This is a genomic window from Halomonas sp., from assembly GCF_031581305.1.
Taxonomy (GTDB): domain Bacteria; phylum Pseudomonadota; class Gammaproteobacteria; order Pseudomonadales; family Halomonadaceae; genus Halomonas.
The window spans coordinates 1-14,292 of the sequence record NZ_JAVLBC010000072.1 but is presented as its reverse complement, the minus strand read 5'-3'; the positions used below and the strand labels follow the sequence as shown (position 1 = coordinate 14,292).

At 63.4% G+C, this 14,292-nt stretch carries 15 protein-coding genes and 3 pseudogenes; 8 read left to right on the top strand and 10 right to left on the bottom strand.

What is annotated here, in order from left to right; genetic code table 11:
* Positions 1 to 840 (top strand): hypothetical protein (locus tag RI841_RS07915; protein ID WP_310705052.1); only part of this gene is annotated, 840 nt, incomplete at its 5' end.
* A gap of 38 nt (positions 841 to 878) precedes the next feature.
* Positions 879 to 1,511 carry a hypothetical protein gene (locus RI841_RS07910; protein WP_310705051.1) on the top strand — a complete coding sequence of 211 codons (633 nt, stop codon included), beginning with the start codon at positions 879 to 881 and terminating at the stop codon, positions 1,509 to 1,511.
* 151 nt (positions 1,512 to 1,662) lie between these two features.
* Here RI841_RS07910 and RI841_RS07905 read toward each other — a convergent pair whose 3' ends face one another.
* From RI841_RS07905 to RI841_RS07885, 5 genes are all read right to left on the bottom strand, one after another.
* Complete coding sequence (locus RI841_RS07905) at positions 1,663 to 3,387, bottom strand: vWA domain-containing protein (RefSeq protein ID WP_310705050.1); 1,725 nt, start codon at positions 3,385 to 3,387, stop codon at positions 1,663 to 1,665.
* Between the two features lie 133 nt (positions 3,388 to 3,520).
* Positions 3,521 to 4,291 (bottom strand): ABC transporter permease, encoded by a 771-nt coding sequence (locus RI841_RS07900; protein WP_310705049.1) that lies wholly within the window; start codon positions 4,289 to 4,291, stop codon positions 3,521 to 3,523.
* Positions 4,292 to 4,293: 2 nt separating this feature from the next.
* On the bottom strand, positions 4,294 to 5,217 hold the full coding sequence (locus RI841_RS07895; RefSeq protein WP_310705053.1) for an ABC transporter ATP-binding protein: 924 nt from the start codon (positions 5,215 to 5,217) through the stop codon (positions 4,294 to 4,296).
* Between the two features lie 7 nt (positions 5,218 to 5,224).
* Positions 5,225 to 5,431 carry a DUF6494 family protein gene (locus RI841_RS07890; protein WP_310705048.1) on the bottom strand — a complete coding sequence of 69 codons (207 nt, stop codon included), beginning with the start codon at positions 5,429 to 5,431 and terminating at the stop codon, positions 5,225 to 5,227.
* Between the two features lie 128 nt (positions 5,432 to 5,559).
* On the bottom strand, positions 5,560 to 5,838 hold the full coding sequence (locus RI841_RS07885; RefSeq protein ID WP_310705047.1) for a peptidyl-prolyl cis-trans isomerase: 279 nt from the start codon (positions 5,836 to 5,838) through the stop codon (positions 5,560 to 5,562).
* A gap of 219 nt (positions 5,839 to 6,057) precedes the next feature.
* On the opposite strand from RI841_RS07885, the gene RI841_RS07880 reads away from it, so the two are divergent.
* Positions 6,058 to 6,255, top strand: coding sequence for a type I restriction-modification system subunit M N-terminal domain-containing protein (locus RI841_RS07880; RefSeq protein ID WP_310705046.1), 198 nt, complete (start codon positions 6,058 to 6,060; stop codon positions 6,253 to 6,255).
* A 93-nt stretch (positions 6,256 to 6,348) separates the two neighbouring features.
* On the opposite strand, the pseudogene RI841_RS07875 reads toward RI841_RS07880, so the two are convergent.
* Positions 6,349 to 6,495 (bottom strand): annotated as a pseudogene (locus tag RI841_RS07875) (IS30 family transposase); the annotation flags it as partial.
* Positions 6,496 to 6,846: 351 nt separating this feature from the next.
* Between RI841_RS07875 and RI841_RS07870 the strand changes: the two are divergent.
* The 3 genes and pseudogenes from RI841_RS07870 to RI841_RS07860 all read left to right on the top strand — a co-directional run.
* Positions 6,847 to 7,158 (top strand): annotated as a pseudogene (locus RI841_RS07870) (transposase); the annotation flags it as partial.
* Positions 7,159 to 7,166: 8 nt separating this feature from the next.
* Positions 7,167 to 7,442, top strand: a pseudogene (locus RI841_RS07865) (transposase); the annotation flags it as partial.
* Positions 7,443 to 7,467: 25 nt separating this feature from the next.
* Positions 7,468 to 9,033, top strand: a complete 1,566-nt coding sequence (locus tag RI841_RS07860; RefSeq protein ID WP_310705045.1) for a diguanylate cyclase — start codon at positions 7,468 to 7,470, stop codon at positions 9,031 to 9,033.
* Positions 9,034 to 9,182: 149 nt separating this feature from the next.
* On the opposite strand, the gene RI841_RS07855 is transcribed toward RI841_RS07860, so the two are convergent.
* The 3 genes from RI841_RS07855 to RI841_RS07845 all read right to left on the bottom strand — a co-directional run bounded on the left by RI841_RS07855 (position 9,183) and on the right by RI841_RS07845 (position 10,891).
* Complete coding sequence (locus RI841_RS07855) at positions 9,183 to 9,506, bottom strand: hypothetical protein (RefSeq protein WP_310705044.1); 324 nt, start codon at positions 9,504 to 9,506, stop codon at positions 9,183 to 9,185.
* A 67-nt stretch (positions 9,507 to 9,573) separates the two neighbouring features.
* The gene (locus RI841_RS07850; protein ID WP_310705043.1) at positions 9,574 to 9,963 is read right to left on the bottom strand and encodes a gamma-glutamylcyclotransferase family protein; all 390 of its coding nucleotides are present in this window, start codon (positions 9,961 to 9,963) and stop codon (positions 9,574 to 9,576) included.
* 619 nt (positions 9,964 to 10,582) lie between these two features.
* Positions 10,583 to 10,891 (bottom strand): glutathione S-transferase N-terminal domain-containing protein, encoded by a 309-nt coding sequence (locus RI841_RS07845; protein WP_310705042.1) that lies wholly within the window; start codon positions 10,889 to 10,891, stop codon positions 10,583 to 10,585.
* Between the two features lie 137 nt (positions 10,892 to 11,028).
* Between RI841_RS07845 and RI841_RS07840 the strand changes: the two genes are divergently transcribed.
* Positions 11,029 to 11,310, top strand: a complete 282-nt coding sequence (locus RI841_RS07840) for a DUF503 domain-containing protein (protein ID WP_310705041.1) — start codon at positions 11,029 to 11,031, stop codon at positions 11,308 to 11,310.
* 130 nt (positions 11,311 to 11,440) lie between these two features.
* Positions 11,441 to 12,169 (top strand): hypothetical protein, encoded by a 729-nt coding sequence (locus RI841_RS07835; RefSeq protein WP_310705040.1) that lies wholly within the window; start codon positions 11,441 to 11,443, stop codon positions 12,167 to 12,169.
* Here the strand turns inward: RI841_RS07835 and RI841_RS07830 are convergent.
* A partial coding sequence (locus RI841_RS07830) for an EAL domain-containing protein (protein WP_310705039.1) occupies positions 12,161 to 14,292 on the bottom strand: 2,132 nt, incomplete at its 5' end. The genes RI841_RS07835 and RI841_RS07830 overlap by 9 nt on opposite strands.

The following is a 14,292-nucleotide window of genomic DNA, read 5'->3' as shown; positions in this document are numbered from 1 at the left end:
GATGAAGGCTTCCGTGCTGCGAGCACCTTCTGGGGTGGGGTCGTCGGTTTCGGTATCGTGGGCGCCATCATGTATGTGCTGCGCGAATACCTGCTCTACCTGGTCAAGGCGGGGCACATCGCCGTGCTGGTCGAGCTCCTCGATGGCCAGTCCCTGCCCCAGGGACGCGGTCAGATCCAGCACGCCAGCGAGTCGGTCAAGGAGCGATTCGGCCAGGCGAGCCTGCTGTTCGCCGTCGACCAGTTGATCAAGGGCGTATTGCGTACGATTACCGGACTGTTTCGCAGCCTCTTTCGGCTGTTGCCGGTACCCGGTGCTCAGCAGGTACTGCGAATCGTTGAAGGATTTCTGCGCATCGCGGTCGGCTTTATCGATGAGGTGATCCTGGCCTACTGCATTCGCACCCGGGCCGACAATGCCTGGGAGGCCTCCAGGGAAGGGCTGGTGCTGTATGGCCAGAATGCCAAGCCCATGCTCAAGAACGCCGCCTGGCTGACGCTGATCGTCTATGGCCTGGCGTTCGTCATCTTCCTGGTGATGCTGGCGCCAGCGGCACTGGTCGCCTATATGATACCGGGAGGCTGGTCGGCCACCGGCGTGGTCGTGGCGCTGGTCTTCGCCTGGAGCGTCAAGGTGGCACTGCTGGAGCCCTTCGCCGTGACTTGCATGATGCAGGTCTATTTCAAGGTGATCGAAGGACAGCAGCCGGATCCGGAGTGGGAGACGCGCCTGGAAGGCATGTCGAGAAAGTTCCGCAAGCTCAAGGAAAAGGCGAGCCAGTCCGCCAAGCCAGAGGCCGTCATCGAGGGCGATGTATCACCCACCGGATCCCGGTCCTGAGCCAAGGGCCGGGCCCATCAGATGTCATGGAGATCATCATGAAGCGAAGCGTGCTGTTATTGACCTCGGGGGCGCTGGTCGCCTCCCTGGGCACCCTCACTGCGGCCAAGGTGCAGGCTGATGAGGTAATCGAGCAGATCGAGCTGGGGCTGGAGCTCTACCAGGAAGAGGAGTATGGCGCGGCGATCACCGAGCTGGAGTTCGCCATCAACGATCTGCGCAAGCTGATGTCGGGGCGCATTGCCGAGACCTTCCCCGAGGCACCCGAAGGTTGGAGTGCCGGCGAGGTGGCATCCGGCGGAAGCAGCGGCGCAGCAGCGATGTTCGGCGGGGGAAGCAGCATGCTGGAACGCGAATATCGCCAGGAAGCGGGAAACGGCACGCTGCAGGCCCAGCTGATGATCGACAACCCCATGATTCAGGCCATGTCGGCGATGTTCAACAATCCGGCGTTGATCGCTGCCCAGCCCAACATGGAGCGTATCCGCATCGGGCGTGACTCCGCGTTGCTCAAGTGGGAACCCGAGCGCGGCAACGCCGAAGTCTCCTTCCTGATGGATGGCCGTATCCTGGTACAGATCAATGGCCAGGGGCTGGAGTCGCAGGAACCCGCCGTGGAACTGCTCAAGGCATGGGATCTGGAAGCCGTGCGCGAGCAGGCCGCTCGTTGAGGTCTGCTCGCGCTTTTTTCCGCGACCGTGGCAGCATGTTCACGGAAGCGCTTGGTGGCTAGCCCCCCTCGGGTCTGACCCACGGACCTCCCAGCCTTGGGAGCTCGGCATGTTTCAAGCTTCCGGCTAACGCGTCCCGGCGAAGCCGGGGCTACTCCACGCTGAATGTGATCCGCTCCAGTACCTCGCCGCTGTCCGAGGCCTTGTAGCGAACCTCGTAGTCGCCCGCTGTGCTAGGCGCGAACAGTTGCACGGGGCTGCCCTGAGAGGCGCGTGCCTCGCGGATGGCATCGTCGTCGGCGGGGCTACCCACCTCGACGATCTGGATGAAGTCCTCGTAACGGCCCGGCCCCTGCCAGTTCACCGTGACCACGCCACCCGCCTCGGGGGTGCCCTCGATTGCCAGGCTGATCTCGCCAGCCCCCACGCTGACCGGCACGCTGGCCAGGGTCCTTCCTGATTGCTGGATCACGTAGCGGACCTCATAGTCGCCCGGCTCTTCCGGGGCATCGAGGGTGACCGGCGAGCCGTGGCTGGTGCGGGTGTAGTCGGTGTGGCTGCCCTCGGGGGCGCCGGCCTCGACGATGGTGATGTAATCCCGGGGGTTGTCGGGGCCCGTCCACTCCACCTGGAATTCGCCGCTCGGCAGGATGGGCTCGTTGACCATCAATTGAGCCGTGGCGGGAATCAGGCTGATGGGCTGACGGGCGAGGGTACGTCCGGACTGCTGGAGCACGTAGCGGATCTCGTGGTTACCGAGCGCATCCGGCGCGGTGATCGTCAGCGGTGAGCCGTGGCGGGTGCGGGTGTAGTCGGTGTGGCTGCCCTCGGGGGCGCCAGCCTCGACGATGGTGATGTAATCCCGGGGATTGTCGGGGCCCTGCCAGTCGACCTCGATCACCGAGCCCGTCACGGCCTCCTCGGGGGCCGTGACACTGGCGGACGCCGGGGTGAGGGTGACGGGCTGACGGGCGAGGGTACGTCCGGACTGCTGGAGCACGTAGCGGATCTCGTGGTTACCGAGCGCATCCGGCGCGGTGATCGTCAGCGGCGAGCCGTGGCGGGTGCGGGTGTAGTCGGTGTGGCTGCCCTCGGGGGCGCCGGCCTCGACAATGGTGACGTAGTCCCTGTCGTCATCGGGTCCCGTCCAGGCGACTTCGATCACCGAACCTGCCGGGGCCTCGTCGGGCGCGGTCAGCTCGGCGGCTGGCATCGGCTCTGGCTCGGGTTCCGCGACGGGCTCGGCAGCGGCCTGCTCCACCTGGCTCAGGGCGCGTGCCAGCTCGGCGCCGGAGTTGGTCTGGAAGAGCTCCCCGCCGGTCTGCTCGGTCACGCAGGAAAGCTGCTGGATCTCGCTGTCGGTAAGCCCGAAGCCGACCACATGGGCACGAATCGCCAGCCCTTTCTCCGCCAGCCGAGCTGCTTCAGCGCAGGGATCGCCCTCGCAGGTTTCCAGGCCATCGGTCACCAGGATGATATCGGCGGCCTCGGCAGTGCGCGGGATCTGCTCGGCGGCGAGACGTAGGCTGTCGGCGATCGGTGTCATGCCTTGTGGGTTCAAGGCACGTATCCGGTCCGCCAGGGTATCGGCGTCCTGGAGCTCCATGGCGGCGATGACCTCGATATCCCCGCAATCGCCCCGGCGATTGTGGCCATAGGCCAGGACACTCAGGGGCACCTCCGGGTCGCGCCCCTGAAGATACTCGTCGATCACGTCACGGGCGACTTCGATGCGCGTGATGTCACCGTCCATGCGGTTCCACATGGAGCCCGAGGCATCGAGAACCATCACCCCCACGCGTTCGGCTATGGCGGGGGTAGCGCCCAGCAGCAGCGCCGCGGGCAGCAGGAAAAAGGTCCGGCTCAAGCGGGGCATTCAGCACCTCCAGATAGCTATGCGTCAACGTACAGCATAGTCAAGGGCGGTGTCGGCGTGCCCCCTCCATTCGAATGGGGCAGAGGGAGTGCCACATTGGCACGTGCTGAGAAGGATCATGTCTAGCTGACCCTCACGGCTTGAGGCGATAGCCGCTTTTGAAGATCCAGCGCAGCACCGCCAACGCCGACCCCAGGAACAACAGGATCACCAGCAGGCTGACCAGCGGACTGACGTCGCTGATGCCATAGAAACTCCAGCGGAAGCCGCTGATCAGATAGACCACCGGATTGGCCAGGGTCACTGTCTGCCAGAAGGGCGGCAGCATGTCGATGGAGTAGAAGGTACCGCCGAGGAAGGTCAGCGGGGTGACCACCAGTAGCGGCACCAACTGCAGCTTTTCGAAGCCATCGGCCCAGATGCCGATGATGAAGCCCAACATGCTGAAGGTCACCGCGGTGAGCACCAGGAAGACCAGCATCATCAGCGGATGCTCGATGGAATAGGGCACGAACAGCCGCGCCGTGGCCAGCACGATCAACCCCAGAATCAACGACTTGGTGGCCCCCGCGCCCACATAGCCCAGCACCACCTCGACATACGACATCGGCGCCGAAAGGATCTCGTAGATCGAGCCCGAGAAGCGCGGAAAGAAGATGCCGAAGGAGGTGTTGGCCACGCTCTGGGTGAGCAGCATCAGCATGATCAGGCCCGGGACGATAAAGGCGCCGTAGCTGACGCCATCCACTTCGCTGATGCGCGTGCCGATGGCCGCCCCGAACACCACGAAGTAGAGCGAGGTGGAGATCACCGGCGAGACGATGCTCTGCAGCACGGTACGCAGGCTGCGCGCCATTTCGGCGAGATAGAGGGTCTTGACGGATTGCAGGTTGAAACGCTTCATGGTCACTGACGCTCCTGGACCAGGCTGACGAAGATGTCCTCCAGCGAACTCTGGCGGGTGTGCAGGTCCTTGACCCGCAGCCCCACCGCCTCGAGATCGGCCAGCAGCCCCGAGATCGTCGAGCCCCCCTCATGGCGAGCCGCATCGTAGCTGTAGACCAGCGCGTGGCCCTCTTCTACAAGCGTCAGGCCGTGGCCCGCCAGCGACTCCGGCACCGCTTCCAGCGGCTCCTGCAGGTGCAGGGTCAGCTCCTTGCTGCCGAGCTTGTGCATCAATGCATGGGTGTTCTCCACCAGCACGATCTCCCCGCGTCGGATCACCCCGATGCGGTCGGCCATCTCCTCGGCCTCCTCGATATAGTGGGTGGTGAGGATGATGGTCACCCCTTGGTCGCGCAGCCCGCGCACCACCTCCCACATCTCGCGGCGCAGCTCCACGTCCACGCCCGCCGTGGGCTCGTCCAGGAACAGCACCTGAGGCTCGTGGGAGAGCGCCTTGGCGATCAGCACCCGCCGCTTCATGCCACCGGAGAGCTCCAGCAGCCGGCTGTTGCGCTTTTCCCACAGCGTCAGGGAGCGCAGCACCTTCTCGATGTGCGCCGGATCCTTCGGCTTGCCGAACAGCCCGCGGCTGAAGCTCACCGTATCCCACACCGTGGTGAAGGCCTCGTTGGTCAGCTCCTGGGGTACCAGGCCGATCATTGCCCGCGCGGCGCGGTAATCGGCGACGTTGTCGTGGCCATCTACCAGTATCCGGCCACGGCTGGCGTTGACCAGCCCGCAGATCACGCTGATCAGGGTCGTCTTGCCCGCGCCGTTGGGGCCGAGCAGGGCGAAGATCTCGCCCCGCTGGATGGTGAGGTCGACATCCACCAGCGCCTTGAAGCCATCGGCGAAGATCTTCGAAAGCCCCTCGACTCGGATCATCGGTGCATCACTCAAGGGTGATGTCCCCGTCGAAGTCGAGCGCCAGGCTCAGGCCATCCACCTCCACGGTCACCCGTGCCGGGAGCGTCTCGTTGCCCTCCAGATGCCCCTCGGCGAGGGAGCGCTGCACGGCCTTCTCGATCTCCTGCTGGGAGTTCACTCCCACGGTCTTCAGCAGCTTGCGGATGCTGTGTTGAAAGGCCTCGTCGTTCATTCGCGGCTCCTCCTGTGGTGATCGCTAGGTTTCCTAGTCTAACGCGACTGGTGGGGTGATACAGGGGCTGTACAAGAAAAGCCGTGCATGGCTGCCATGCACGGCGTCGATCAGCGCGAGTCGTGCGATCAGCTGCGCTCGGTGACCTCCAGCAGGTGGTAGCCGAACTGGGTTTTCACCGGGCCATGCACCTTGCCCACTTCATCCTCGAACACCACCTTGTCGAACTCCGGCACCATCTGGCCGGGGCCGAAGGTGCCGAGCTCACCGCCCTGCTTGCCGGACGGGCAGGAAGAGTACTCACGTGCGACCTCGGCGAAGTCGCGACCGGCCTCGATCTCGGCCTTGAGTTGGTTACACTTTGCTTCGCTGTCTACCAGGATATGACGTGCGCTTGCCTGAGCCATGTTGCTCTCCTTGATGATCGGCAGGAATGCCGGTTGATGTGCCCCGAGCATATCACGCCACTTTCCGGTTTTCGTGAGAGCCCCACGCATGGCACCCGACCGCTATTCGTGGGAGCGCTGCTTGCAGCGCGAATCTCTCCGCCACTGGTGATTGGCGCTCCCGACGCCGCGGTGTGGCATTGTTGCCACGATTCTCATCGCAAGGACCCGCGAATCCCCTTGTTCGAGCAGACCTTCAAGAACATCGACGATGTGCTGTGGAAAGAGGCCGGCTGTGTTACCGAGCTGGACTACACCGAGCAGACCTTCTGGCTGCTGTTCCTCAAGTACCGGGACGACCTGGAGCAGCGCCGCGCCGTCAATGCCACCCTGGCCGGCAAGGCCTTCGACTTCATGTCGGTGCCCGTGCCGAGTTGATCGACTATCGCCTTCGCGCTGCCGCCGCTCAGTCGCGAGGAACGCGTGGCCATCCACCGCGAACGGTGGCGGTCTCAAGTTCCAAGCGCAACCCTATTGAAGGGTGCTCGGGCCAGCGATCGATTTCTTGAGCACCTCGGCGTAAACTTCCAGCGGCGTGCGCCAGTCCAGTGTCTTGCGCGTCCGCGTTTTCAGTGTGTCGGCGATCTCGTCGAGTTCTTCCTGGCTGTAGACGGGGAGGACTCCATATACGATCCATCACCCCTACCTTCTTGAGCTGAGCAGTTTCGGTCAGGCTGGTGACCTCTGCTGGATAGGAGGACACCATGAACGAGCTGACCTCGACGCAGGCCTACTGGTTGGGCCATCTGTTCCATGCGTCGTCTCGGTAACTGGCGCTGAGTGAGTACGTCGAGGAGCAGGGGCTGGAACTCGCGTCGATCCTGGCGTGGACCAGCGCCCGGTGGTGCAGGATGTGCCCGTGCCACCGCGGCATCGGTCGCTGCGCTTTGTCGCCGTGGAGGTGGCCCGATGATCCGACCGGATACCGAACTGCGGGTCTATCTGTGCCGCGAGCCGCTCGATATGCGTAAGCAGATCGACGGCCAGTGGGACCGCCTGACGCGCTTCCTCGATGACGGGGTGATCCCGCTGAACAACAATCCGGCCGGGAACGCCATCCGTCCCTTCTTGGTGGGCCGCAAGAACTGGTTATTCAGCTACACGGCGAGTGGTGCGCAGGCCAGTGCGGCGATCTACAGCCTGATCGAGGCGGCCAAGGCCAACGGCCCGTCACCCTACGACTACCTGCAATTCGTGTTCGAGACCCTGCCAACGCTTGGCGAGGATAACGACCTCTACAGCCTGCTGCCCTGGTGCTGGAAAGATACCCTACCGGCCTAAGTCAGGCCGGCACAGATTGGGTTTGTGGACCGCTTACTCTAAACTGGGCGGAACAGCACGGCATCGAGATCCATCACATCCAGCCCGGCAAGCCGCAGCAGAATGCCTACATCGAGCGCTACAACTGCACGGTTCGATACAACGGGCTGGGGCAGCTCATCTTCGCCAGCATCGGCGAGGTCCGGGACCTCGCGACCGAGTGGCTGTGGACGTACAACAACGAAAGGCCAAACATGGCCCTGGGCGGAATCATCCCGAGGATGAAGACCGCCATGGCTGCCTGAGTTCCACCTCTGGCGTTACCAAAAAATGGGGGAATTACCGGAAATCATGGAAAGTCGATTTAATCAGCATAAATTTCCAGCCACGTTGACTTACACGCTTCTGGGAACTCTATTTGGTGCCCTTTTCCCTGTCGCAGCTCAGTTATGGATCTATGCGGAAGAGTTCGGTGGCGTATCCGGAATACGAGCCTTCTTAATTGAGGCTCACAATCGCCACCCGCTTTTGTACATGATCGATATGGCGCCCATTTTCTTGGGGGGGGTCGCCTGGGTGGCAGGTCATCGTGAGGAGCGCCTGCGCTACCTGAACAAGCACCTAGAAAAAAAAGTGGAAGAACGCACAAAGGAGCTCAATCTATTGGCGATAGCCTTCGATACGGGCCTGGCGACAATGATTACGGACGCAGACGGGCAAATATTGCGGGTCAACCAAGCATTCACATACGTTACCGGTTATAGCCCGAAGGAGGTGCTGGGAGGCAATCCGCGGATTTTTCAGTCTGGACTACAGGACGATGATTTTTATTATGAATTATGGCGCGAGATTCACCGTTTTGGTTACTGGAAGGGAGAGTTGTGGAATAAGCGTAGAGGTGGCGAGGCGTATCCGCTATGGGAGTCCATAACGGCGGTACGTGGTGAAGAGGGACAGGTCGAATATTATGTCGCTGTATTTGATGATATCAGTGAGCGCAAGCAGTTAGAAGATTCGCGAAATAGGCTTCTGGAAATACTGGAAGCGACGCCGGACTTTATCGCCATTGCCAAGCCCGATGGAGAGATTTTGTACATCAATCGAGGTGGACGCGAGCTTACGGGTTTGCCGTTGTCAAAACATCCATTGAATTGCCCGATAATCGCTGGCCTGGAAGGTGGCAGATTCGGTCATCCGAGATGGGCAGCCGATAAGGTCGCTAAGGAAGGGTTCGATACTGCCATCCGAGAAGGGTTTTGGGAAGCAGAGACGGCTCTTGTGGATAAAGAGGGTAATGAAATACCTGTATCGCAAATCATATTTTCGCACTATGACGAAGACGGCAAGGTTAGTCACCTATCCACGATCATGCGTGATATATCGACGCAAAAGAAATTAGAGGAAGCGCTCCGCGTGCAGGCGGAGCGAGATGGTCTCACGGGTCTCTATAATAGGCACTGGTGTGAGGGTGCTATTGATGGCGAAATTTACCGGGCAAATCGATACGGGCGGGGGTTTTCGCTTCTAATGTTTGATGTCGATCATTTCAAATATGTCAATGATACTTATGGCCATACCGTAGGCGACAAAGTCTTGAGGCAGCTTTCGGAACTCGCGACTCAGTCGGTTCGACAATCGGACATTGTGTCGCGATGGGGCGGAGAGGAATTTATGGTGTTAATGCCAGAAGTGGAAGGCGGATCGGCGATTAAGGCAGCGGAGAAGCTGCGAAATGCAATAGCGCAGGCGGAGTTCTCCGGGCCCGGTCATATTACGATCAGCGTTGGTGCTTCGTCTTATATCGCGGGAGAAATGCGCGATGAGATCGTGACCCGTGTTGATGATGCGATGTACCGAGCGAAGTCGGAAGGACGTGACCGTGTTGTCGCACTGTAGGCCCGGTTCGATAGATCGCAGGACCTTCCAGTCGGCCTTCTGCCAGTAGCGGCATTCCGGCCAGGCGTGCTCGGAGAAAATGAGCTTCATTCCTCGATGAACTCTCGCTCTTGCTTCCCACACCTCCTCAATCTCTAGCGCGCCCCGGTTCAGCCGCCGGTGCCAAGGGTCAGCCGCAGGGCCTGCAGGCTGTAAAGCTCCAGACGGGTTTCCTCGGAGAACAGCGGATGGCCGATCACGCGGATGTCGAGGCTCGCCTCGGCGCCGCCGTAGGTCAGCTCGGCGGTCACATGGGTGTCGCTGGCCAGGGGCGCCCTGGACGCGAAGTCGACACGCCTGACCTCCACGGCGCTGAGACCGAGGTCGTCGAGGCGCTGGCCGAGGGCGTGCTTGATCTCCATGCCGTAGTAGACGTAGAGCCCGCCATAGGCCAGGCCAGCCAGCGCGGCGAGGGTGAAGATGAAGCGGACCATGGCCGTCTCCTTGGTAACAGTGCTGGTAGGGGGCCTTCGCGTCCGTGTTTATACCACAGCCGTGGGGCTAACGCGGCCGCCAGGCCCCTTCGCGGATCACCGGACAGCCGGCCACCTTGCGGTTGTAGAGGTAGAACCAGGCGGGACCGAAGGCGGTGACCTGGATGACGCGCTCGTAGTCGCCATGCTTCGGCGTCCGCACGCGGTAGTCCTCGAGCCGGTCCAGGCCGGCCAGCAGCCGGGCGGTAACCTCGAAGATCTCCACTTCGATGCCGTGGGATGTCTCGGGCTTGGCCGCGGGGTAGGGGCCGAGGTCGTAGAGGGTGGCCGAGGTGAGGCGGTCCGCGCCCAGGAAGTGGGCGCCTTCCAACCAGTGGTGGTTGCGCAGCCCGCGCTTCAGGGTGCCGTAGACAGCGACCAGCGGTGTGCGGGTGATGGCGAGGGCGGGAGTATGCATGGCTGGCCGGCTCCGGGACGTGGTCATGTGCCTGGCAGAAGGATACCCCCGGCCGCTGGTCGGATGCCATGCCGTGGCCATCCCGGTTCAGCCCAATTCCATGGCCGCCGCCGGTGAGATGCCCTGGGCTACGGCGGCGGCATGTTGGACCTCCAGGGCGCGCTGGAAACCCTCGCGGGCCTGCAGGCGTGCCCAGTAGTCGCGCACGCTCGGCTTGAAGCGTTCCTCCAGTCCTAGGGTGGCTGGCCAGCAGCAGGGCGTAGCCCACCGAGACGTCGGCGGCGGTGAAGCGTTCGGCGCAGAGCCAGCGCCGTGTTTCCAGGGTCCGCAGCCGGGAGAGGAACCAGCGGCTGTAGTCCTCCACCACCTGGGCCTTCGACGGCTCGGGTCGCATCAAGCGGGATAAGGCACAGCACGAACTGGCCACCTTTCAGAGCGGCAAGCAGTACAACGCGGATCTCAATGCCAGTTACAATATCGGCGCCCGCTACTGGGCCTGGAAACACCAGCTGACCCGCCGCAAGGACGGGCAGTTGCCAGTGGGCAAAAGCTCCCCTGGCAAACCGAGAATGCCGGTCACGCTCTCAACGCTCTGGCAGCGAGAGCGGGAAGCCCCGAATCAATGCGCAGCATGATTCGTGGGTGCATTCACGTAGTCGCCATAGGCAGGGTTCGGGCTGGCTACGTCCAGGCCGGCCTCGGGATGGCGAGCGGCGAGGTACTGGCAGATGGCCGCCGACTCGGTCATGCCCACCTCGCCGTCGAAAAGGACGGGCACCGTACCCAGCGGGTTGGTCGCCAGGAAGGTCTCGTCATGGACTCGCGGCGGGAAGTCGTGCAGGACCAGTCGATAGGGCAGCCCCAGTTCCTCGAGCATCCAGAGGGGGCGGAAGGAGCGCGCGCTGACACAGTGGTGGAGCTGGATCATGGGGTCTCCTGAAGTGATCTTGATCCCCGTCGGGGCAGGTGATGGGAAAAGGCTACTATGCTCTCTGAAGACTGGGTAGGCGCCCAGCGGGTCAGGCGCTTACTAGCCGATGCCCCCCCGGGTGAAAGGAGTCCACCATGCATATCGCCGTTCTTACCCTCACGTTTGCCCTGCCGGGCTGCCGCTCGCTGAAGGAGAAGCGCCAGCGCATGGGCGGCCTGCACGAGCGCTTCGGCCGCCATCCGTCGATCGCCGTCTGCGAGAGCGGCGAGCTTGACCGCCACGAGGCCAGCGAGTGGACCTTCGTGGTGGTGGCTGCCTCGTCACGGGACGTGGCGTCGTTGTGCAGCGAGATCGAGGACAAGCTGCAGCGCACGGTCGATGGCCGGGTGCTGGAGGCCACACGTGAGTTCCTGTGAGCGTGGCAATCCTGAGCCTTAAGGGGCATTGCCAGACGCCGGGGGAACTGCGGTAGCCTAAGGACAGCTCCTGACCCGTTGTGTAATAGCTACCCGTACAACGCCTACAGCCCGACCGGGAGGTCATCGCATGTCGCAAGAATCCTGCCTGGGCATCCTGCTGCCCGACGACGGACCGGATGACTACGAGTGGTACCGCCTCGGCGACGAGGTGACCGGACTGCCGCGGACCCGGGTGGGCAAGGTGCCGAGCGACGGCCACCATGTGCCGGCGGCGTTGCTGTCGCTGGGCGAGGTGGAGCGACTGGCCCCGGTGGGCAGGTCGCTGGTGGAGGAGGGCGGTGCCGAGGCCGTGGTATGGGCCTGCACCAGCGCGAGCTTCATCGGCGGGCTCGACTGGGCTCGGGAGCAGAGTGTGGCCCTGGCGTCCCGGCTGGGCGTGCCGGTTACCAGCACGGCACTGGCCTTCCACGAGGCGCTGGCCGCCCTCGGTCATGCGCGGGTGGATCTGCTCAGCCCCTATCCGGACGACGTGACCCTGCGGTTGGTGAGTTTCTTGCGCGAGGGCGGTGTCAGCGTAGTCAACGACAAGGCACTGGATTGTCCCTATGCCGCCGACTCGCATCGGGCCGACCTCCTCACGGAAGTGCGTCGCTTCTGTGCCCGTTACCCCGACGACTCGCGGCCCCTGCTGGTGCCCGATACGGCGGTCAACTCGCTGTTCCTGCGCGAGGGCCTGAGTCACGAGGCTGGCCGAGAGGTGCTGACCGCCAACCAGGTGACCCTGTGGGCGGGGCTCAGGCAACTGGGCGATGCAACCCTGGCGGACGAACTGCTGGGATCCCTCGCTTCAGTCTGAGGGCCGAGACGCCAGCCACTCGACCAGCGCGTCCAGCGGCATCGGCCGGGCGAACAGATACCCCTGGAAGACCTCGCAGCCGTGATGCCTCAGGTAGTCATGCTGATCGTGCGTCTCGATCCCCTCGGCCACCACTCTCAGGTCGAGTTCCCGGGCCAGGGTGATGACCCCCTGGCAGATGGCAGCATCCTTGTGGCTGACGGTGACGTCCTTGACGAAGGTCCGGTCGATCTTGATCTTGTCGATGGGCAGTGTGCGCAGGTAGCCAAGGCTCGAGAAGCCGGTGCCGAAATCGTCGATGGCGGTGCTGATGCCCATGCCGCTCAGGGCGTTGAGGATGTCGATGGCGCCTTCGGTATTGCGCATCAGGATGCCCTCGGTAAGTTCCAGCTCCAGGTGCGAGGCCGCCAGGCCAGTCTCGTCCAACACTCTTCTCAGGGTGGCCAGGAAACTCGGCCTGTGGAACTGCATCGGCGAGAGATTGACCGCCATGCGTCCCGCGAGCAGCCTCTGGTCGACCAGGGTGCGGGCGTCGTGGCAGGCCCGGGCCATCACCCAGCGGCTCAGCGGAATGATCTGACCGGTCTCCTCGGAGAGCGGGATGAAGTCGGCGGGGGAGATGAACCCCTTGGTGGGGTGGCGCCAGCGTACCAGCGCCTCCAGCCCGTCGACGCGGCCGGTGGCATCGAGCAGCGGCTGGTAGTGCAGCACCAGCTGGTCATGGTCGAGGGCCTCCTGCAGCTCGTTGCGCAGCGTCACCCGCTGGGAGAGCTTGCTGTCCAGATCGCCGGTATAGCGCTGGAAGGCGTTGCGCCCCTGCTGCTTGGCCTTGTACATGGCCATGTCGGCATGCTGCAGGAGCTTCTCGGGGTCTTCCAGGGGTTCGTCGTTGATGGCAATGCCGATGCTCGCCGAGATATGCAGCTCATGCCCGTTCACCTTGTAGGGGCGGGCCAGCTCCAGCAGCAGGCGTTCGGCCACCTCCTCGGCCTCGCCGGGATGGTCGAGATCCGGCAGCAGCAGCACGAACTCGTCGCCGCCGAAGCGGGCCAGGGTGTCGCTGGCACGCAGGCCGCTGGCCAGGCGGCGGGCAACGCTGATCAGCAACTGGTCACCCACCTTGTGGCCCAGGGTGTCGTTGATCGGCTTGAACTCGTCCAGATCGATGAACAGCACCGCCAGGATCTGTGAGTGCCGGCGGGCCAGGGCGAAGTCGTGGCTCAGGTGGTCGCTGAACAGGGCGCGATTGGCAAGTCCCGTGAGGGCGTCGTGGGTGGCTTGATAGGCCAGCTGGTTCTCCTGCTCCTTGCGCTCGGAGATGTCGTTCATGATGGCGACGAAGTGAGTCACTACGCCGTCGTCATCATGGACCGGCGAGAGGAAGATCTGATTCCAGAAGGGCGAGCCGTCGCGACGATGGGCGCGCAGGGTGATCGAGAGGGTGCGCCCTTCGGCCAGCGCGGCCCGGATCTGCGCGACATCCCGGCTATCGGTGTCCGGTCCCCCCAGGAAGCGGGGTGAGTGGCCCAGCACCTCCCTGGCCAGGTAGCCGGTGATGCGGGTGAAGGCGGGATTGACGTAGACCGCCGGGTGGGTCGGCTGTCGGGCGTCGGTAATGACAACGGCGTTGTTGCTGGCCTCCAGGCTGCGTTCCAGGATGCGCTGGCGCTGGGCGGCGGAAAGGCGCTCGCTGATGTCCTTGGCGATCCCGAAGACGCCGTCGACGTGGCCATCGACCAGGATCGGCAGGAAGGTCACCTCCAGGTCCTGGGGCGCGGCGTCCCGGCGATGGTAGCGCATGGTCAGGCTGTCGGGCCGGCCGCTGGCGGCCGTCTGGAAGCCGGCCTCCACGCGCTGCAGGTCGGCGGCAGATGTCGACTCCTCGTGCATGATGTCGCGTAACCTCAGGCCACGCCAGTCGCGTTCCCCCATGCCGATGATGGCCTGGGTCATGGGGTTCAGGCTGCGATAGGTCCCGTGGCGGTCCATGGCGAACACCGCATCCGGGTTCTGGGTAAACAGCGACCGGAAGCGCTGTTCGCTGGTGCTCAGGGCGCGGGCCTGCACGTCACGGATCGCTACCAGGGAGCGGCCGATGATCAGCTGGTAGGTGAGCAGCAGCC

Excerpts from the sequence above, each read along its gene's own strand:
- RI841_RS07835 (WP_310705040.1), top strand. The coding sequence starts at position 11,441 with ATGTCGCAAGAATCCTGCCTGGGCATCCTGCTGCCCGACGACGGACCG.
- RI841_RS07885 (WP_310705047.1), bottom strand. The coding sequence starts at position 5,838 with ATGGCTCAGGCAAGCGCACGTCATATCCTGGTAGACAGCGAAGCAAAG.
- RI841_RS07855 (WP_310705044.1), bottom strand. The coding sequence starts at position 9,506 with ATGGTCCGCTTCATCTTCACCCTCGCCGCGCTGGCTGGCCTGGCCTAT.
- RI841_RS07900 (WP_310705049.1), bottom strand. The coding sequence starts at position 4,291 with ATGAAGCGTTTCAACCTGCAATCCGTCAAGACCCTCTATCTCGCCGAA.
- RI841_RS07890 (WP_310705048.1), bottom strand. The coding sequence starts at position 5,431 with ATGAACGACGAGGCCTTTCAACACAGCATCCGCAAGCTGCTGAAGACC.
- RI841_RS07840 (WP_310705041.1), top strand. The coding sequence starts at position 11,029 with ATGCATATCGCCGTTCTTACCCTCACGTTTGCCCTGCCGGGCTGCCGC.
- RI841_RS07860 (WP_310705045.1), top strand. The coding sequence starts at position 7,468 with ATGGGGGAATTACCGGAAATCATGGAAAGTCGATTTAATCAGCATAAA.
- RI841_RS07895 (WP_310705053.1), bottom strand. The coding sequence starts at position 5,217 with ATGATCCGAGTCGAGGGGCTTTCGAAGATCTTCGCCGATGGCTTCAAG.
- RI841_RS07910 (WP_310705051.1), top strand. The coding sequence starts at position 879 with ATGAAGCGAAGCGTGCTGTTATTGACCTCGGGGGCGCTGGTCGCCTCC.
- RI841_RS07905 (WP_310705050.1), bottom strand. The coding sequence starts at position 3,387 with ATGCCCCGCTTGAGCCGGACCTTTTTCCTGCTGCCCGCGGCGCTGCTG.
- RI841_RS07845 (WP_310705042.1), bottom strand. The coding sequence starts at position 10,891 with ATGATCCAGCTCCACCACTGTGTCAGCGCGCGCTCCTTCCGCCCCCTC.
- RI841_RS07850 (WP_310705043.1), bottom strand. The coding sequence starts at position 9,963 with ATGCATACTCCCGCCCTCGCCATCACCCGCACACCGCTGGTCGCTGTC.